22 protein-coding genes are annotated in these 18,148 nt (G+C 67.4%); 2 read left to right on the top strand and 20 right to left on the bottom strand.

Going from position 1 to position 18,148, the window contains the following annotated elements; translation table 11 throughout:
* Window positions 1-168 precede the first annotated feature (168 nt).
* A complete protein-coding gene (typA, locus tag E4O92_RS18260) occupies window positions 169-2,004 on the top strand; it encodes a translational GTPase TypA (protein ID WP_135191080.1) in 1,836 nt (611 codons plus the stop codon).
* A gap of 355 nt (window positions 2,005-2,359) precedes the next feature.
* Here typA and E4O92_RS18255 read toward each other — a convergent pair whose 3' ends face one another.
* Genes E4O92_RS18255 through flgB form a run of 12 tightly spaced genes read right to left on the bottom strand, consistent with a single transcriptional unit; the run spans window position 2,360 to window position 12,065 of the window.
* Window positions 2,360-3,370, bottom strand: coding sequence for a hypothetical protein (locus E4O92_RS18255; protein WP_135191079.1), 1,011 nt, complete (start codon window positions 3,368-3,370; stop codon window positions 2,360-2,362).
* A gap of 5 nt (window positions 3,371-3,375) precedes the next feature.
* Complete coding sequence (gene flgL / locus E4O92_RS18250) at window positions 3,376-4,287, bottom strand: flagellar hook-associated protein FlgL (protein WP_135191078.1); 912 nt, start codon at window positions 4,285-4,287, stop codon at window positions 3,376-3,378.
* 17 nt (window positions 4,288-4,304) lie between these two features.
* Window positions 4,305-5,675: a flagellar hook-associated protein FlgK gene (flgK, locus tag E4O92_RS18245; protein WP_135191077.1), complete on the bottom strand. Its 1,371-nt coding sequence runs from the start codon at window positions 5,673-5,675 to the stop codon at window positions 4,305-4,307.
* Window positions 5,676-5,717: 42 nt separating this feature from the next.
* Window positions 5,718-6,062, bottom strand: coding sequence for a rod-binding protein (locus E4O92_RS18240; RefSeq protein ID WP_135191076.1), 345 nt, complete (start codon window positions 6,060-6,062; stop codon window positions 5,718-5,720).
* Entirely contained in the window at window positions 6,062-7,180 is a 1,119-nt protein-coding gene (locus E4O92_RS18235) for a flagellar basal body P-ring protein FlgI (RefSeq protein WP_135191075.1), read from the bottom strand. Before E4O92_RS18235 ends, E4O92_RS18240 begins: the two co-directional genes overlap by 1 nt.
* A 10-nt stretch (window positions 7,181-7,190) precedes the next feature.
* Window positions 7,191-7,847: a flagellar basal body L-ring protein FlgH gene (gene flgH / locus E4O92_RS18230; protein WP_135191074.1), complete on the bottom strand. Its 657-nt coding sequence runs from the start codon at window positions 7,845-7,847 to the stop codon at window positions 7,191-7,193.
* Entirely contained in the window at window positions 7,847-8,632 is a 786-nt protein-coding gene (gene flgG, locus E4O92_RS18225) for a flagellar basal-body rod protein FlgG (RefSeq protein WP_167759822.1), read from the bottom strand. Before flgG ends, flgH begins: the two co-directional genes overlap by 1 nt.
* A 22-nt stretch (window positions 8,633-8,654) precedes the next feature.
* A complete protein-coding gene (locus tag E4O92_RS18220; protein ID WP_135191073.1) occupies window positions 8,655-9,383 on the bottom strand; it encodes a flagellar basal body rod protein FlgF in 729 nt (242 codons plus the stop codon).
* 2 nt (window positions 9,384-9,385) lie between these two features.
* On the bottom strand, window positions 9,386-10,588 hold the full coding sequence (locus tag E4O92_RS18215) for a flagellar hook protein FlgE (RefSeq protein WP_135191072.1): 1,203 nt from the start codon (window positions 10,586-10,588) through the stop codon (window positions 9,386-9,388).
* A gap of 22 nt (window positions 10,589-10,610) precedes the next feature.
* Window positions 10,611-11,291 (bottom strand): flagellar hook capping FlgD N-terminal domain-containing protein, encoded by a 681-nt coding sequence (locus tag E4O92_RS18210; RefSeq protein ID WP_135191071.1) that lies wholly within the window; start codon window positions 11,289-11,291, stop codon window positions 10,611-10,613.
* Window positions 11,292-11,295: 4 nt separating this feature from the next.
* The gene (gene flgC / locus E4O92_RS18205) at window positions 11,296-11,700 is read right to left on the bottom strand and encodes a flagellar basal body rod protein FlgC (RefSeq protein WP_135191070.1); all 405 of its coding nucleotides are present in this window, start codon (window positions 11,698-11,700) and stop codon (window positions 11,296-11,298) included.
* A 2-nt stretch (window positions 11,701-11,702) separates the two neighbouring features.
* Window positions 11,703-12,065, bottom strand: coding sequence for a flagellar basal body rod protein FlgB (gene flgB, locus E4O92_RS18200; protein WP_135191069.1), 363 nt, complete (start codon window positions 12,063-12,065; stop codon window positions 11,703-11,705).
* A 75-nt stretch (window positions 12,066-12,140) separates the two neighbouring features.
* Between flgB and flgA the strand changes: the two genes are divergently transcribed.
* The gene (flgA, locus tag E4O92_RS18195) at window positions 12,141-12,851 is read left to right on the top strand and encodes a flagellar basal body P-ring formation chaperone FlgA (protein ID WP_135191068.1); all 711 of its coding nucleotides are present in this window, start codon (window positions 12,141-12,143) and stop codon (window positions 12,849-12,851) included.
* On the opposite strand, the gene E4O92_RS18190 is transcribed toward flgA, so the two are convergent.
* The 8 genes from E4O92_RS18190 to E4O92_RS18155 form a co-directional block, all read right to left on the bottom strand.
* Window positions 12,841-13,551 (bottom strand): glycoside hydrolase family 73 protein, encoded by a 711-nt coding sequence (locus tag E4O92_RS18190; RefSeq protein ID WP_135191067.1) that lies wholly within the window; start codon window positions 13,549-13,551, stop codon window positions 12,841-12,843. The two genes, flgA and E4O92_RS18190, sit on opposite strands and share 11 nt — an antisense overlap.
* A complete protein-coding gene (gene flgN / locus E4O92_RS18185; RefSeq protein WP_135191066.1) occupies window positions 13,538-13,966 on the bottom strand; it encodes a flagellar export chaperone FlgN in 429 nt (142 codons plus the stop codon). The genes E4O92_RS18190 and flgN overlap by 14 nt, the downstream gene beginning before the upstream one ends.
* Window positions 13,963-14,229 carry a flagellar biosynthesis anti-sigma factor FlgM gene (flgM, locus tag E4O92_RS18180; RefSeq protein WP_229483502.1) on the bottom strand — a complete coding sequence of 89 codons (267 nt, stop codon included), beginning with the start codon at window positions 14,227-14,229 and terminating at the stop codon, window positions 13,963-13,965. The genes flgN and flgM overlap by 4 nt, the downstream gene beginning before the upstream one ends.
* Before the next feature lie 35 nt (window positions 14,230-14,264).
* On the bottom strand, window positions 14,265-15,197 hold the full coding sequence (locus E4O92_RS18175; RefSeq protein ID WP_135191064.1) for a flagellar motor protein MotB: 933 nt from the start codon (window positions 15,195-15,197) through the stop codon (window positions 14,265-14,267).
* A 3-nt stretch (window positions 15,198-15,200) separates the two neighbouring features.
* Complete coding sequence (gene motA / locus E4O92_RS18170; RefSeq protein ID WP_135191063.1) at window positions 15,201-16,112, bottom strand: flagellar motor stator protein MotA; 912 nt, start codon at window positions 16,110-16,112, stop codon at window positions 15,201-15,203.
* Window positions 16,113-16,155: 43 nt separating this feature from the next.
* On the bottom strand, window positions 16,156-16,896 hold the full coding sequence (locus tag E4O92_RS18165; protein WP_370660017.1) for a FliA/WhiG family RNA polymerase sigma factor: 741 nt from the start codon (window positions 16,894-16,896) through the stop codon (window positions 16,156-16,158).
* Between the two features lie 19 nt (window positions 16,897-16,915).
* On the bottom strand, window positions 16,916-17,380 hold the full coding sequence (locus tag E4O92_RS18160; RefSeq protein ID WP_135191062.1) for a flagellar basal body-associated FliL family protein: 465 nt from the start codon (window positions 17,378-17,380) through the stop codon (window positions 16,916-16,918).
* A gap of 7 nt (window positions 17,381-17,387) precedes the next feature.
* The coding region (locus E4O92_RS18155) for a flagellar hook-length control protein FliK (RefSeq protein ID WP_206076903.1) at window positions 17,388-18,148 on the bottom strand (761 nt) is incomplete at its 5' end.

The following is an 18,148-nucleotide window of genomic DNA, read 5'->3' as shown; positions in this document are numbered from 1 at the left end:
ACGACCAACAGGCGATCTTATTAACGGGTTAGCAAACCCTTGAAAATGCGATGATTTTTCCATGTTGCGCCGCAGTATTCGGCGCCGGCGTGCTATACTAGTCGGTTTCCGAATTTGGCAGCACCGTACGCTTCGTACACCCGCAACACATCTCACGCTGGATAAATCATGTCAAACACCAAACGCGCGATTCGTAATATCGCAATCATCGCCCACGTCGACCACGGTAAAACCACCCTGGTCGACCAACTGCTGCGTCAGTCGGGCACTTTCCGCGAAAACCAGCAGGTCGAGACCCGCGTGATGGACTCGGGCGACATCGAAAAGGAACGCGGCATCACGATCCTGGCGAAGAACTGCGCGGTCGAATACGAAGGCACCCACATCAACATCGTCGACACCCCGGGCCACGCCGACTTCGGCGGCGAGGTCGAGCGCGTGCTGTCGATGGTCGACTCGGTGCTGCTGCTGGTGGACGCCCAGGAAGGCCCGATGCCGCAGACCCGCTTCGTGACCCGCAAGGCGCTGGGCCTGGGCCTGAAGCCGATCGTCGTGATCAACAAGATCGACCGTCCGGGCGCGCGTCCGGACTGGGTGATCAACCAGACCTTCGAACTGTTCGACAAGCTGGGCGCGACCGACGAGCAGCTCGACTTCCCGATCATCTACGCTTCGGGCCTGAACGGCTACGCGGGCCTGACCGACGACGTGCGCGGCGGCGACATGAAGCCGCTGTTCGACGCGATCCTGCAGCACGTGCCGGTGCGCGACGACAATCCGGACGGCCCGCTGCAAATGCAGATCACCTCGCTCGACTACTCGTCCTATGTGGGCAAGATCGGCGTGGGCCGCGTGAGCCGCGGCCGCGTCAAGGCCGCCCAGGATGTCATCGTGATGAACGGCCCGGACTCGACCCCGATCAAGGCTCGCATCAACCAGGTGCTCAACTTCAAAGGCCTGGAGCGCGTACTGGTCGACGAAGCCCAGGCGGGCGACATCGTCCTGATCAACGGCATCGAGGAGATCGGCATTGGCTCGACCCTGTGCGCGCCGGACGTGCCGGAAGCGCTGCCGATGCTGACCGTCGACGAGCCGACCCTGACCATGAACTTCATGGTCAACACCTCGCCGCTGGCCGGCCGCGAAGGCAAGTTCGTCACCAGCCGCCAGCTGCGCGACCGTCTTGATCGCGAGCTCAAGTCGAACGTGGCGCTGCGCGTGATGCCGACCGACGACGACACGATTTTCGAAGTGTCGGGCCGCGGCGAGCTGCACCTGACCATCCTGCTGGAGAACATGCGCCGCGAAGGCTACGAACTGGCCGTGTCGCGTCCGCGCGTGGTGTTCAAGGAGATCGATGGCGTGCGCTGCGAACCGTACGAAATGCTGACCGTGGACGTCGAAGAGACGAACCAGGGCGGCGTGATGGAAGAGCTGGGCCGCCGCCGTGGCGACCTGCAGAACATGGAACCGGACGGCAAGGGCCGCGTGCGCCTGGAGTACCGCATTCCGGCCCGTGGCCTGATCGGCTTCCAATCCGAATTCATGACCCTGACCCGCGGCACTGGCTTGATGAGCCACGTGTTTGACGACTACGCGCCGGTCGACAACTCGAAGGGCGAGCTGGCCGGCCGTCGCAACGGCGTGCTGATCTCGCAAGAGGACGGCGCCGCGGTGGCGTACGCGCTGTGGAAGCTGCAGGACCGCGGCCGCATGTTCGTCGAGCACAACACCGCCGTGTACGAAGGCATGATCATCGGTATCCACTCGCGTGACAACGACCTGGTGGTCAACCCGATCAAGGGCAAGCAGCTGACCAACGTGCGCGCGTCGGGCACCGACGAAGCGGTGCGCCTGGTGCCGCCGGTCCAGCTGTCGCTGGAATACGCGGTCGAGTTCATCGAGGACGACGAACTGGTCGAGATCACGCCCAAGAGCATCCGCCTGCGCAAGCGCTTCCTCAAGGAGCACGAGCGCAAGAAGGCCAGCCGCGAAGCGGCGTGATCACCGGCTTTAGCCAAACAAAAACCCGCTGTCACCACAGCGGGTTTTTTTATGAAGGTGTGGGTTTCGTAGGGTGGGCGGGAAACCCGCCCACCCTACGAAAACGGTGATAGAGGCGTAGGGTGCGCACCTGTGCGCACGCGGTTCGCGAACGACGCGTAGCGAAGCGGTAGCCGCAAGTCAGCATGCCGTGACCGCGTGCGCACGGGTGCGCACCCTACAATTTGCTATGGCTATGGACTTCGGTAGATCGTATGGGGTGCGCGTCCGGAGAGGAGCAGTGCGCATTCAGTGCGAACGCCGCGTCGTGGTGATGGTGCCGGGAGCCAGGGCGCGGTGCGCGCCCTGGGGTAGCTTAGTGCTGGCCGAGTAGCGCGAGCACGCGTTCGCGGCTCACGCCCACCAGCGCCGAGGTGATCGCCAGCAGCGATTCGTAGTTTGGGCTGGCCGCGGTGCTGATGAAATCGTCCGCCATTTTCGCGGCTTCGGCGGCGTCGGCGGCAGCGCCGGCCTGGGCCGCGCGGGCGGTGGCCTGGTCGAGCGCGGCGCGCGCCGATTCCTGCGAGCGGCGCACGCGTGCCAGCGCCTGCACCACTTCGCGCAGGCTCTGGCGCAGCGCGTCGGCTTCGCCAGTGTCCCACTGTTGCGGGTCGGGCTCGGGCGAGAGCGCCTCGGTCTGGACGCGGCCGCGCCCGGATACCGCGATGCTGTCCTTCACCGCCGCGTAGGTGGTCTCGTCGGTCGAAAACACCAGCTGGCCTTGTTCGTCCAGTTCGGCATGCACCTTCAGCGGCGCCAGCGTGCGATCGAGGCGCTGCGCGATCTCCTTGCGCGTCATGCCGGGCTCGAGTTTCGCCGACAGCTGCGGGCCGCCCGCGCCGCCGATCGAGAACGCCAGCGATTGCTCGCCCTGGGCCTGCAGCGTGGCGATGTCCAGGCCGCGAATGCGAAAGCGCTGGGTGGCCGGTTTGCCGTTGAAGTTCAGCCGCGCGTCGACGCCGCCGCTCTTGCGGCGCTCGGCGAGGCTGGCGGCGAGCTGGCGTACGCGCGCTTCGAGTTGCTGTTCGTCGCCGCGTGCCCCGGACAGCTTGGCTGCCAGCTGGCCCTTGAGCATTTCGAGCTGGCTGGAGACGCGGTCGAGGTAGTCGAGTGCCTGCTGCGCGCGCGCCACGTCGTCTTGCGTGCTGGTGCCGTAGCCGCTGATGCCGCGCTTGAGAGGCGCCGGGCTGCGACCACTAGCGCTGGCCTGTTCGATGCGGCCCGGACGCGACTGCGCGTCCGGCTGGCCGGGGCGCTGCGCGCTCGGGGTGCGGGTGCCGGCGACGCCGCCGACGGCTGGAGGGGTGGCGCGGATTGTCGTCTCCATCGCCATCAGAGGACCGAGAACAGGGACATTTCGCCGATGCGGGCGTAGGCTTTGTAGGTGGCCTGCAGCGCGACCGAATAGCCGTTCAGGTCAATCGCCGCCTGGCCCATGTCGAGCTGGCCGATCTCGGTGATCGCGATCTGGTTGGACAGGCTGACGATGGAGTGGTTGGCGTCGAGCGTGGTCAGGATGTTCTGCGAGCCGCCGAGCACGGCGATCTTGCCCGACACCAGAGTGAGCGCGCTGTCGAAGCCGTCGAGGTTGGCCGTCAGAACCGCACGCACGTCAGGATCGTTGGCCGTCACGCCGGGCTTGGACAGCGCCTCGATGGTCGCGTCGATCTGGTTCAGCAGCTGCTCCAGGCCCTTGACGTTCTGGTTGCCGGCCTGGGTGACGCCGTTGCCGACGATGACCTGCTGGCTATTGGTATTGCCCGCGTAGGTGTAGCGTGAGCCGATCGTGGCGGTCGGGTCAAATGCGATCGCCTCGGTCGTGGTCAGGGTGCCCGAGAAGATGTAGCGGCCTTCCTGGTCTTTCGTATTGGCGGCGTATAGCAGGCTGTCGCGCAGCGACTGCAGCGGCGTGATCATCGCCGCCAGGTCGTCCGGCGTATTGCTGCCATCGGCGGCCCAGACCAGCAGGTCGTGCCCCGACGTGATGTCGTTGACCATGTTGGTCAGGTAGCCTTCGTTCTTGGACAGGCGCTCCTTGACCGCGGCGATGTTGGCGCGGTACTGGGTGATCGTGGATTCCTCGCGCCGCAGGCGCGACAGGCGCACGTTGTCGACCGGGTCGTCCGAGGGCACCATGATGCGCTGGCCGGAGGCCATCTGCTGGGTCAGGCGGCTGATTTGCACCTGGTTGCGCTGGAGCGACTGGGTGGTCGTGGCTTGGTACTGGCTGGTGGCGATCCGCATGGCGTTCCTTTAAACCATTACATTATCTGCAGCGTGGCGTCGAACAGCGCCATGGCGACTGCGACCACTTTCATGTTTGCCTGGTACATCTTCTGGTACTCGACCAGGTTGACCGCTTCCTCGTCCTGGTTCACGCCGCTGGTGGCCTGCCAGTCCTGGATCGCCTGGCTGCGCACCGTCTCGGCGGTCCCCAGCGCCGCCTGGTTCAGCTGGCTGTCCACGCCGAGCCTGCCCACCAGCTGGGTGTCGGCGTCGCCGATCAGTACATTGCCCAGGTTGGTCACGTTGATCGACTGGCCCTTGATCGCGACCAGGGCTTGCAGGTTGCCGCTGTCGCCCGGGGTGCCGTCGGCGGAAAGCGCGAGGTCGTCAGTCTGGAAGAGCGCCGCCACCTGCAGCATGTTGCTGCCGCCGCCGGGATTGAACACTAACAGCGCCTTGCCCGGGGTGCCGTCCATCTTGGAGCCGGCCATCAGTACGGTATTGACCTTGTCCGCGAGCTTTTCGGCGATGTCGGCCACGCCCTGCTGCAAGGGCAGCAGCACGTCGCGTTCGTAGGTCGAAAGGCCGCCGAGCTGGCCGCCGAGCGAGGCCGCGTCGACCGCAAACGAGGTCGAGGCGAATTGGAGGTCGAACGTCTGGTTGCCCAGGCCTCCCTTGGCGGTCAGCTGGCCGGCCACGCCGCCGATCACCAGCGACTGCCCGGTCTTGAGCGACACGTTCCGGGTGCCGTCCGGCTGGTCGCTGACCTCGAGCGCCATCTTGCTGGCCAGCTCGTCGATCGCGTTGTCGCGCGCGTCGATCAGGGCCGAGATGCTGTCGCCGGTCGCGTTGGCGTGCGAAATCTTCAGGTTCAGCGCCGCGATGGTGGCGATCGCCGCGTTGGCGGAGTCGACGATCGCGCCCCTTTGCTGGTGCACCGACTGCAGCTGGCCGTTGAACACGTTGCCCAGGCTGTTAAAGCGCTGGGCCATCTGGCCGGCCGCGGTCAGCACCTGCTGGCGCAGCGGGGTCGAGCTGGGGTCGACGCCGGCCAGCGCGTTGAGCGACTGGAAGAACTTGTCGATGCCGCTGGACAGGTTGGAGGTCTCGTCGCCCATCACCTGTTCGAGCTGGGTCAGGTAGGGCTGGGTCTGCGAGCGCGCGCCCAGGTCGGACGCGGCGCGCCACAGCTGCTGGCTCTTGTAGCCGTCCGAAAAGCGGATCAGCGAGCTGGCCTGCACGCCATTGCCGGCCGAGCGCTTGCCCGCATCCGGCCCGACCGCCGTCAGGAGCGCGGCCTGGCGCGTGTAGCCCTTGGTCTGCAGGTTGGCGATGTTCTGGCTTGACGCCGACAGGGCCACCTGGGCAGCCAGCGCGCCGGAGAGCGCGTTGTTAATGATGGTCATGGTGCGAGTCCTTCGAGGTGTTCGACTTTATAAGGCGACCATCTACTTCGAGTTATTAAATGGCGCTGGCAACAGCTGGCGCAGGATCGCATCGGCGATGCCGAACGCGCGCTGGCCGGCGATCTGCCCGGCCAGCATCTGGTCCGCCATGTCCTGCATGTCGCTGTTGACGCGGTCCTTGAACACGCTGTCCTCGCCCGCCATTTCCTTTGTCGCCGAGCGCATCTGGCGCAGCATGTGGGAGATGAAGAAGCTCTCGAATTCGACGGCGGCGCGGGTAGCCTTGGCCACGTAGGCCTGGTCCGGCACCGAGGCGCTTGGTGCGACCTGCTCGGCGTCGCTTGCCGCCTGGCCGCCCGGGGTGTTGAGGTTCAGTTGGTCGAGCATCAGATCACCACCAGTTCGCCTTCGATCGCGCCGGCCTGGTCGAGCGCCTGCAGGATCGCCATGATGTCGTCGGGCGAGGCGCCCAGGCTGTTGACCGTGTCGATGATGGTCTGCAGCCTGGCTCCCGCCGGCCACTTGAACATCTGGCCCGAACCCTGGTCGACCGACACCTTCGATTGCGGGCTGGAGGTGGTCTGGCCGTTGGAGAGCGGGCCGGGCTGGCTGACCGAGGTGGTTTCCGAGATCACGACCTTGAGCGCGCCGTGGGTGACGGCGGCGGCCTTGACCCGCAGGCCGTCGGCGATGACCACGGTGCCGGTGCGCGAGTTGAACACCACCTTGGGCACCTCGACCCCGGCTTCGACCGGCAGGTTCTCGAGCTTGGCGACGAACGCCACCCGTTCGGTCGGGTTGGCTGGCGCCTGCACCTCGACGCTGGTGCCGTCTAGGGTGGTCGCGACCGGGCCGAAGCGGCGGTTGATCGCCTCCACGACGTTGGTCGCGGTTTCGAAGTTCGGGTTGCGAAGGCGCAGCGCGACTGTCTGGCGGGTCGAGAAATCGGTCGGAATCTCGCGCTCGATCATGGCGCCGTTCGGAATGCGGCCGGAGGTGGGGGTGTTGACCGTGACCGAGGAGCCGCTCTTGCCGCTCGCGTTCAGGCCGGCCACCACCAGGTTGCCCTGGGCCAGGGCGTAGATTTCGTTGTCGGCCGCGCGCAGCTGGGTGAGCAGCAGGGTGCCGCCGCGCAGGCTCTTGGCGTCGCCCAGTGAGGAGACGGTCACGTCGATGCTCTGGCCGCGGCGGTAGCCGGGCGGGAACACGGCCGAGACCATGACCGCGGCCACGTTCTTGTTCTTGGCGTCCTGGCCGTCCGGCAGCTTGACGCCGAACTGCTTGAGCATGTTGATCACCGACTGGCTGGCGAACTTGACCTGGGTCGAGTCGCCGCTGCCATTTAAGCCGACGACCAGGCCGTAGCCGACCAGCGGGTTGTCGCGCACGCCTTCGACCGAGACCAGGTTGCGCAGCGCCTGGGCGGCGAACGCCGGCGCCATGGCCAGCGCCAGCAGCGCGGCGCAGGCCAGGCGTACGAAGGGGGAGGTAGGGCGGGGTCGCATTATCGGGTCCTCAGAACGGCATCAGCGGGCCGACGAAAAAGCGCGTCAGCCAGCCCGGCGCGTTGGCGTCGGCCAGCGCGCCTTGCGCGGAGTAGGCGATGCGTGCGTTGGCCACGCGCAGCGACGACACCTGGTTGTCCGCGTTGATGTCGGCCGCGCGCAGGATGCCCTTCAGGCGCAGGAATTCCTCGCCCTGGTTCAGGGTCAGGCGCTTTTCGCCGGCCACGCGCAGCAACCCGTTGGGCAGCACTTCCTCGACGACCACGGTGAGCGCGCCGGACAGCGCGTTTTGCTGGGTGCTGGTGGAGTCGCCGGAAAAGCCGCGGTCGGCCGAGGCGTCGAGCAGCGGGCCGTTCTTGGGCAGGGTACGGCCGAGCACACCGAGCGTGCCGATCGAGGCGCTCGAACCTTTGTTGAAACTGGTACCGGCCTTCTTGCTGGCCTGGGTGGTCTCCTGCAGCAGCACGGTGACCACGTCGCCGACGCGAAACGCGCGCGCGTCCGAGGTCAGCGACACGGTGTCGGCCGAGAACACGCCGCCGGACACGCCGCGGCTGACGGGGCGCGGCGCGGGCAGCTGGTCATCCTCGGCGAGCCGGTTGGCGGGCGCGCGCGAGGCGCAGCCAGAGACCAGCAGCAGCGCGAGCGCGGCGGCGAACAGCTTCATCAGCGTGCCGCCTGGGCCAGGTACTGCAGCATGTTGTCGGCGGCCGACAGCACCTTGGTGTTCATCTCGTAGGTGCGCTGGGCCGCGATCATGTCGACCATCTCTTCGACCACCTGCACGTTCGAGCCTTCCAGCGCGCCCTGCTTGAGCTTGCCGAAGCCGCCGTCGCCTGGCTTGCCCTCGTTCGGGGTGCCCGAGGCCACCGTTTCCTGGAACAGGTTCTCGCCCAGTGCCAAGAGGCCGGTCGGGTTGACGAAGGTGGTGACGGTCAGCTGGCCCAGTTCGGACGGCGTGGTGGAGTTGGGGATGATCGCCGAGACCATGCCGTTTTCGCCGATCGTGATGCCGGTCGCGTTGTTGGGCACCGTGATCTGCGGTACCAGCGGCAGGCCCTGGGCGTTGACCAGGGTACCGTTGGCGTCGACCTGCAGCTGGCCGGCGCGGGTGAAGGCCGGTTCGCCGTTCGGGCGGCGCACCTGCAGGAAGCCGTTGCCGACGATCGCCACGTCGAGCGCCTGGCTGGTGGTCTGGATGTTGCCGTTGGTGAAAACCTTCTGGGTGCCGAGCAGGCGCGTGCCGTTACCCAGCTGCACACCGTTGGACACCGTGTTGTCCGCGCTCTGCGCGCCGGGGTGCTGGTCGACCTGGTAGAACAGGTCCTCGAACACGACGCGGTCGCGCTTGAAGCCGACCGTGTTCACGTTGGCCAGGTTGTTGGCGATCGCCTGCAGCTTGGCGTCCTGCGCCTGCACGCCGGTCTTGCTGATCCACATTGCTGGATTCATGATTCTCTCCTGGTAATTGGCGTCAAGCGCCGCCGAGCAGGCGGTTGCCTACCTCGTTCATGCTGTCACTTGCCTTGAGCAGCTTCATCTGGATTTCGAAGCTGCGGTTCAGGGTCATGGTGGCGACCATCTCTTCCACCGCCGACACGTTGCTGCCCTCGAGGGCGCGCGCGCGCACGGTCAGGTCGGGATCAAGCGGCAGCGGGTCGCCGCTGCGGCTGACGACCAGGCCGGCTTCGTTCTTGGTCAGTTCGGACGCGGTGCCGCCCACCATGCGCAGGCGGTCCACCACCTGCATCAGGGTGGCGCCCGGCGCCTGGATCGAGATCGTTCCATCGGTCGCGATCTCCACCGCGGTGTGCTGCGGCAGCACGATCGGGCCGCCTTCGCCCAGCAGCGGGTGGCCGTGCACCGTCAGCGCGCCGTTGGCGTCGATGTCGATCGCGCCGGCGCGGGTGTAGGCCTCGCCGTTGCCATACTGCAGCGCCAGGTAACCGTTGCCGTTCAGCGCCACGTCGAGCGGGCGGCCGGTCTCGCGCACGCTGCCCGCGCGGGTCGCGATGCCGTCGGCCTGCGTGCGCGCCAGATGCACGTCGTCGTAGCCGTAGCCGCCCAGCGCCTGGCTCGAGGCCAGCTCGAGGTTCGCGCGGAAACCCGCGGTCTCCATGTTGGCCAGGTTGTTCGCGTGGACCTGCTGGGCGCGCAGCGTGTGCTCGGCGCCCGACAGCGCGGTGTAGATCAGCTTGTCCATCGTTACATCGCCTGCATCAGCGCTTGCATCATCTGGTTCTCGGTCGAGATGACCTTGGAGTTGGCCTGGTAGTTGCGCTGCGAGGTCATCAGGCCCACCAGTTCGCTGGTGATGTCGACGTTCGAACCTTCCAGGGTGCCGGTCGACAGCTTGCCGTTCAGGCCCTTGCCCGGCGCATCGTACAGGGGCGTGCCGGATTCGACGGTGGCGGCCCAACTGGTGTTGGACAGCGAGCTCAGGGCGCCCTCGTTGGGGAAGGTCGCGATCGCGATGGTGCCGATCGCCTGCTGCTGCTCGTTGCTGTACTTGGCGATCACCGAGCCGTCCGGCGCGACCTCGACGCCGACAAACACGCCCGAGGCATAGCCGTCGGTGTTGTTGGTGGTGGTGGTGGCTTCGCCAGCGAACTGGGTGGTGCCGCTGTAGTCGATGCTGACGGTCAGCGCGGCCGCGCCGTTGGCCGGCGTGAACGAGAGCGCGGGCGACGGCGGCACCGGCGGCAGCTGGCCGACGTTGTTGAAGGTGAGCGTTTGCTGGTCCGGGGCCGGCGTGCTTCCGGCTTTGATCGCGGCGCCGTCGAAGGCATAGTACACGGTGACCTCGTTGGTGTTGGTCTTGACGAAGTACTGCGTCAGCGTGTGCTTGTCGCCGAGCGAATCGTAGACCACCGACTGCTTGGCCATGTTGTAGCTGGTCGAGTCTTTGGAGTCGAACGCGGTAAGCGGCGTCTTCCAGTCGGCCGACAGGTTGCCCTCGTAGGACAGCTTGGTGCTGGCCACGGCCGGGATCTGGCCGGTCGGAACGCGGATGTCACCCATCACGCCGCTCGCGCCGCCATTGGCCGCACCGAAGCCCTGCACATTGCGGCCGGCGCTGTCGACCACGTAGCCATCCTTGTTGACGTTGAAGATGCCCACGCGGGTGTAGGTCATCACGCCGGTCTGGTCGCGGGTGACGAAAAAGCCGCGGCCCGTAATCGCCGCGTCCATCGAGCGCCCGGTGGTCTGCATCGCGCCGTTCATGCCGATGTTCTGGGTCATCGAGCCGACCTCGACGCCGTTGGCGGAGGTGCCCGCGTACAGCGAGGCGAAGTTGGCGCGGCTGCTCTTGAAGCCGTAGGTGCCGGAGTTGGCGATGTTGTTGGAGACCGCTTCAAGCTGGTTGTTGATGGCCTTGATGCCGGACAGAGCGATGTCGAAACTCATGGTCAAATCCTTTCAGTATTCGTTAGGGAAGGGCGGCGACCTGGGTGCTCGCCTTGCCGTTGAAACCAGTGACGGCGGAGGGATCGACCTCGCCGATATTCGCTACCTGCAGCACCACGCCGCCGGTACCCGACATGCGCACGCTTTCGATGCGGCCGTTCACTTCGACCGATGGACGGGTGCCGTCCGCGGCCTGCGCCGAAATGGAGTAGCTGCCGGGCGCCAGGCCCAGCGCAGCCGGGTCGATCGTGAACGCCAGCGTGCCCGCGCCGTGGGCCGGCAGCGACAGCTTGTGCTCCTGGCCGTCGGCCCCCGTCAGGGTGAGGGTGGTGGCGCTGCTGCCGGCCGTGAGCTGCACGGTGCCCGCGATCGGCTGTTCGCCGACGCGCACGCTGCCGGTGGCGACCGTGATGTCGCTTCCGACCTGGGCGCCCATCGCCAGCACCTGCAGGTTCTGCAGCAGCGAGGCGCTGGCGCTTTGCGTCTGCGCCAGGCCCTGCAGGGACTCGGTCTGGGACAGCTGCGCGAGCTGGTTGACGAACTGGCTCGGGTCGGACGGCGAGAGCGGGTCCTGGTTGCGGATCTGCGCGACCAGCAGCTTGGTGAACATGTCGCGGGTTTCGCTGACGGGGCTGCTTCCCACCTTGTCGCTGGCGGCGGCGCCTGCGCTTGTCGCCGGCAGGCCGAATGAATTGGTCATCATCGGATCAGCCCTCGCCCAGTTTCAGCAGCGACTGCTGCATGTTCTTGAGGCGGCCGAGCACCTCGACATTGGTCTCGAAGGCGCGCGAGGCGGCCATCATGTCGGTCATCTCGGCCACCTCGTTCACGTTCGGGTAGTACACCATGCCCTCGGCGTTGGCCAGCGGGTTGTCCGGCTCGTAGGCGCGGCGCAGCGGTTCGGCGCTCTCGACCACGTCGAGCACTTGCACGCGGCCGCCCGCGCTGTTGTCCATCAGGGCCGAGAACACGGGCTTCCTTGCGCGATAGGTCTCGCCTTCGGAGCCGGCCACGGTGTGCGCGTTGGCCAGGTTGCTGGCGACCGTGTTCAGGCGCACCGACTGTGCCGCCATCGCCGAACCGGCAATTTGGGAAATGTCCTTGAAACCCATGGTTATTGTCCGTTGATGGCCTTAGCCAGGCCACGTAGTTGCATGTTGATAAAGGTCAGGCTGGTCTGGAAGTCGGATGCGTTCTGCGAGAACGCAGCCTGCTCGACGCCGATCTCGACCGTGTTGCCGTCGGCGCTCGGGTGGTAGGGCACGCGGTACAGCGGCGCGCCGTCGCCGAGCATGGGCAGCTCGCCGGTCTCGCTGTCGATGCGCTGCTGCAGCATGGCGCCGAAGTCCAAGTCGCGTGCGGTGTAGCCGGGCGTGCTTTCGTTGGCGATGTTGGCGGCCAGCACGCGCGTGCGCTCGGCGCGCAGGGACAGCGCTTCCGGGTGCACGCCCAGGGCGTCTTTGAAGTTGATCGTCATCGGTCGAAACCTTTCCTCGGTGAACTGCAGCCTGAATTCGTTAAAATGGGACTTTTTCCAGGCTGCTATTGTCTAATGAATTCTTTCCATAAGGCAACCATTGTTTTTCTGGTCTACCTCGCATTTGCAACGGTTGCTGATGCCGCTCAACCTATCTCCAGCCAGATCGAGCATGCCGCGCGTGCCCAGCTGGAGCGGCAACTGGCCTCGGCCGGCCTCTCCGAACCGCGGTTCGAGCTGGACGTCGTCGCGGCCCGCCCGGCGCCGCCGTGCGCGCAGCCGGTGACGGTCGAGGCGCTCGATACGCGCCAGAGCGCGCGCATGCGCTTCGTGGCGCGCTGCCCGGACCCGGGCGGCTGGCGGTACGAATACCTGGTGCGGGCCAAGGTGTCGGCACTGGTGGCGGTGGCATTGGTCCCGGTGGCGGCCAACGAGCCCTTGACCAATGACGCCATCGCTTTGGAGCGGCGCGACATCACCAACGTGCCAGACCCGGTCGGCGACGCGTCGCTGGCGGCCGGCCAGAGCAGCCGCCGGGTGTTGCGCGCAGGCGACATCTTGCGCAGCAGCCAGCTGGCCGCGCCGATCCTGGTCAAGCGCGGCGAGCAGGTGGTGATGCTGGCGCGGCGCGAGGGCATCGAGGTCAGCACCAGCGGCGAAGCGCTCGACGCGGGCGGGCGCGGGGCGACCGTGCGGGTGAAGAACAACGCCAGCGGCCAGGTCGTGCGCATGCGCGTGACCGGGGTTGGCACCGTCGAGCCGCTCGAGGCCGCGGTCATCCGCTGATTCCCTTGAGCCGGCCGGCCACGCGCGCCAGCTTGTCGGCATAGCCCGGATCGGTCGCGTAGCCGCCGCGCGCCAGCCCCTGGGCGAACGCGTGTGCGTCGCTGCCCGCGCCGAGCGCGCCGCGAAAGCGCGGGTTCGACAGCAGCAGGTCGGCGTAGTCGCGAAACGCGCTGGCCTGGTCCGGATAGGCGCGAAAGCGCGCGCTGGTGCGCAGCGCCTCGCCGTGCAGGTACTCGGTGGTGGCCGATTCGCTGACGGCTCCCGGCCAGTCGGCGCTGGCCTTGATGCCGAACAGGTTGTGGCTGCTGGCGCCGCTAGCGGTGCGCAGCGGCCGCTGGCCCCAGCCCGATTCGAGCGCGGCGTGGGCCGACACCAGTTCCGGCGCCACGCCGAGCTTTTCGCCCGCCTCGCGCGCCCACGGCGCAATGCTGTCCAGGAAGGCCTGTTGTTCGGGCGTGGAGACACCCGGCAGGGAGACGCCGGGTGCGGCCTCGGCCCGCGCGCGCCAGACGCTGCCTTCGGCCGTCAGGCGCGGTGCGGCGCCGGCATCGCCGTTGCGGATCATTTCCGTCACTTCGTCCTGCACCTGGCGGAATACACCGCCAAAGCCGCTGCCGCCGCCCAGCGGCGCGGTGGGGCTGGTGGGCGCGGTCGGCGCGGTCGGGGTCAAGGGGGCGGTCGACCAATCAGCGTGGCGCATAAGTCTCCTCCTCACCGTGCAGCACGCGCTGCATCACCGAAAACTGTTCGGCCAGCAGGTTGCCGTTGCGAATGGTCGCGGTCTTGCAGTCGCGCACCAGGTCCTCGAGCTGTTGCCAGTCCGCTGCCAGCTTGCCGCGCACCGGCTCGGCCAGGGCGGCGATGAATTGGCCCATCTGGCCTTCCGGGCCGAACAGGGCGCGCACCAGCGTCACGCGCTGCTGGCGGCGCGCTTCCATCGCGTCCAGCAACGGGGCAAGCTCGGCGGCAAGTTCAGTCAGCAGCGCGCTCTGGTGGCGCAGCGCGGCCTCGAACTGGCGCTCGAGCAGCGCGCGGATCTCGGCGCAGGCGGCCAGGTCGGTGCGCACGCCGTCGACCAGCGCCGCGTTGGCCTGCCCACGCGTCATGCGCGTCATCGTCCGCTCCCGTGGAAGCGTTCGATCAGGCCGGCCAGGCGCGCGGGGTCGAACGGCAGCTCGCCGCGGGCCAGCGCGTCGCGCAGTTCGGCCACGCGCGCCGCGTCGAAATCGGGCATCGCAGCCAGCGCCTGCTTGGCCGGCTGCAGCACCTCGGACTGCAGCGGCGCATCTTGCGGCTGCGCGCTAGTGGCCGCAGCCGGCGCAGCCGGGCCTTGCGGGCTCAAGGTGACGGAAGGGGTGCTCGCACCGGTGATCTTCATGCGGGTTCCTCGGGTTTTCGATTGAATCGTCATGGTTAATTCGCCAGTTGGCTGCGCAGCTGTTGCAGTTCGGGCGCCTCCGGCGTGCCGGTCGACACTTCGCGCTTGCCGGCGCCGGGCTTGCCGAACATCGCGGCCACGCTGGCGGCCTGGGCGCGGGTCAGGATCAAGAGCTCGATGCGGCGGTTGACGCTGGCGGTGGTGTCAGCCGGCTCGAGCGGTGCGCCGTCGGCCATGCCCACCACCTGCAGCACGCTTTCCTGGCGCATGCCGCCGCCGAGCAGTTCGGCGCGCGCGGCCATCGCGCGCTGGGTCGAGAGCTGCCAGTTGGAGAAGGCGGTGGTGCGGGTGTCGGAAAATTGCACCGAATCGGTGTGGCCGACGATCAGCATCTGGTTCTGCATCTGGGCGAACAGCGGCCCCATTTGCTTGAGCAGGCGCGCAAAGCGCGGGGTCGGCAGCGGGCTGCCGCGCAGGAACATGCCCTGTTTGTCGGTATCGTGCATCATCACCCGCAGGCCCGACGGGGTGATCACGGCGTCCAGGTTCGCCGCCAGGCCCTGATCGGCGCTCATCGCGGCCAGCGCCTTGGATAGCTCGGCCAGGTCGGCCGGGGTCTCGTAGGCGCGCGAGCCGCCCGGGCCGTTGCCGGCGCCGTTGCCCTTGCCCGGGCCGTCGCCGTGGACCGGCAGCTGGAAGCGCTCGATCAGGCTGCCCTTCTGGCTGGGCGCAACCTCCGGCTTGCTGCCCGGGCCCTGCAGCATGCCGTTGGTGGCATCTTTCACGATGTTGGCCAGCGCCTGCTGCTGGCGCGCGGCCATCAGCCACAGCACCAGGAACAGCGCCATCAGCGCCAGGCAGAAGTCGGCGAAGGCGACCTTCCAGGCGCCACCGTGGTCATCTTCACCGTGGCGTCCGCCGCCGCGCTTGACGATGGTTTCCTGGTGCTTTTCGTTCAGCTTGGACACGCGTTACCCCGTCATCCGGTCGCTGGAGCGGCGGCGCATGTTCTGCGACTCGTCTTCGCCACCCATGGCGTTGATCCAGGCCTCGAGCTGGGCGAAGCTGGGCTTGGTGTTCAGCTGGATCAGGCGGCGGCCGGCGTCGATCGCCAGCAGCGCCGGCTTGCCGGCCACGTGGGTGCACAGCACCACCTTGACCGTCTCCAGCGTCGAGGCCTCGGAGCTGACCAGCTGCTTCATCATGTTGCTGATCGGGTCGAGCACGCCGTAGCAAAAGAAGATACCGATGAAGGTACCCACCATCGCCGCGCCCACGTGCTCGGAAATTTCGCCCGCGTCGGCGCCGTCGGCCACCGAGTGCATCGTGAGCACGATGCCAAGCACCGCGGCCAGGATGCCGAAGCCCGGCATGGCCTCGGCGATCTTGTGCAGCGACTTGGACGGCGTCATCAGTTCCTCGTGGATCGCGTCCAGTTCCTGCTCCAGCACGCCTTCCAGCTCGTGGGCGTTGATCTTGCCCATCGCCATCAGGCGGAAGTTGTCGACGATGAAGGCCAGCAGCTTGGGTTCTTCCAGGATGCGCGGATAGCGCTGGAACATCGGCGACTCGCGCGGCGCCTCGACGTGGGCGTCGAGCGCCTTCAGGCCACCGGCGGCGGTCTGCAGCAGCTCGTACATCAGGAGCAGCAGCTGGCGCTGGAATTCCGAGTCGTGCTTCTTGCGGAAGATGATCTTTTTGAGCTGGTGCATCATCTCGACCAGCACGTGCTTGGAGTTGCCCAGCACCAGGGCGCCGATGGCGGCACCGGCGATGATGAGCAGCTCGATCGGCTGCCAGATGACGCCGATGGTGCCGCCCATGATGGCGTAGCCGCCGAACACGGCGCCAAGCACGATGAAAATACCGAAAATTTGCTGCATGATAGGCTGCCTTTCAGGTGTCCTTGTTCAGTTGTTGTTGGTTCTAGTGCGCCTGCAGCGCGGCCTTCATTTTCGCCAGCGCGCTCTTGTTGAGCTGGCAGACGCGGGCGTCGGACAGGTCCAGCACCGCGGCGATTTCCTTGTACGAGAGCTCGAATTCATAAATCATCTGGATCACGCGCTGCTCGCGCTCGGACAGGCTGGCCAGCGCCTGCTCCAGGCTGCGGCGCACCAGCAGCTGCTCTTCCGGGCCGGGCCCCGCATGCGCCTGTCCGGCCGCTTCCTGCAGCACCTCGTCAAAGCTGAGCAGCTCCTCGGCGCAGTCGTCGAGCTGGAACTGGTGGAACTCGTCCTGGCTCATGTCCAGCGCCGCGGCCGCTTCCTGCGCGCTCGGCTCGCGCCCCAGGCGGCGCGTGAGCGCGCGCAGTTCGTCGCGCAGGCGATGGCTTTCCTGGCGCACCGCGCGCGGGCGCCAGTCCTGGCGCCGCAGCTCGTCCAGGATCGCGCCGCGCACCCGCAGCGCGGCGAAGCTGGCGAAACCGTCGTCGGGGGCGCCGTAGCGGCGCAGCGCCTCGAGCAATCCCATCAGGCCGATCTGCTCCATGTCCTCGCGCGCGATCGCGCCCGAGACCTGGGCGTTGAGCTGGCGCGCGATGCGCTTGACCAGCGGCGCCCACGCCAGCAGATGGCGCTGCTCCTCGCGCGGGCTCATCGTGCTGGCGGCGGCGCTGGCGTCGTATTCGCTGGCGCAACCGGTGTCGGCGTAATCGGCTAGATAGGCCACGGTTTCCCCACGGGTGAGGTCATTCGATGATCAGTTTGCCGATCATGACTTCGGAGAACGGCTTGTCGAGCTGCTCCTTGGCATAACTGGCGTTGAAGGTCTTGTTCAGATGGTCGGCGTACTGTTCCACGGTCATGCTGGACGCGACCGGCAGGGTGTAGCCGGACAGCGCGCCCACCACGATGCTGCGCAGCAGCGGCAGGTGCTCCTTGGTCTGCTTGTCCTTCTCTTCGCTGGTGGCCAGCACCAGGTCGATTGCCAGGTAATGGGCCTCGCTCTCGCCCGGCGCGCGGCGCAGCATCACGATCACCTTGTCCAGCGTGACGTACTTGGTCGGCTTTTTTTTCTCGACCGCGGCTTTTTTCGGCTCAGGGGCGCCCGCTGTCTTGGGCGCGGCATACCACCACGCCGCGCCGCCGGCGGCAGCGGCGCTGACCAGCGCGACCGCGGCCATGCCAAAGATCATCTTGGTTTTGCTGTTCATGTGTTCCTTATTCGCGTCCATTCAGTGAAAACGCCGATGCCGCGCCATCCGCCTCGGCCAGCGCCAGGCCGGGTTGCGAATCGTCCTGCTCATGCCCGCCCTGGCGGCCGCGTCCGTGCTGCTCGCCCGCGAAGGCGCCGGCCGCGGCCTGGCGCGGAGCCGGGGCGACGGTGACCGCGACGTCAAGGTACTGGCGCTGCGCCAGGTCCCCGCGCAGTGCCTCGCTGACCGTGCGCAGTTCGCGCAGCACTTCGTTATGGGTGGCCGTCAGCGTCACCTCGAGCGAGCCGCTAGCATGGCGGATCGCGATCTCGACCCGGCCCAGGTTGGGCGGATCGAGGCGGATCACGGCCTGCTCGATCCCGCTCCCTACTTGCAATTGGAGGCGCTCGCCGAGCGCCTGGTGCAGGGGCGCTCGCCACGCTGTCGGCGGGCCGGGCAGGGCGACCGTATCCGCCACCGGCGGCAGCGGCGCCGCGGCCGTCAAGTGCTGCGCCTGGGGAGCGCCGGTATTGGCGATCGGGGACGTAACCGGGGCGGCGGCACTTGCGTCCTTGGCGGCCGGCTCGGCGGCCGCGAACGAAGCAGGGGCCGGACCGGCCTTTGCCGAGGGCGCCGGCACGGTGGCGCTGTCGTCGACCGGGGTGGAAGGCAGCGAGGCGGCCGGCAGATGCGCCGGCGCGAGGTCCGCCAGGGCCACTGGCGCAAGGGCTGCCTGATCCACCGGCTTGGCCGGAGCGGCCGCAGACATTTCTGGCGCGGCTGGCG

Origin of the sequence: Massilia horti (genome assembly GCF_004614195.1) — a bacterium.
Lineage (GTDB): Bacteria > Pseudomonadota > Gammaproteobacteria > Burkholderiales > Burkholderiaceae_D > Telluria > Telluria horti.
The sequence above is the reverse complement of the archived record's forward strand: the minus strand, read 5'-3'. Positions and strand labels throughout refer to the sequence as shown.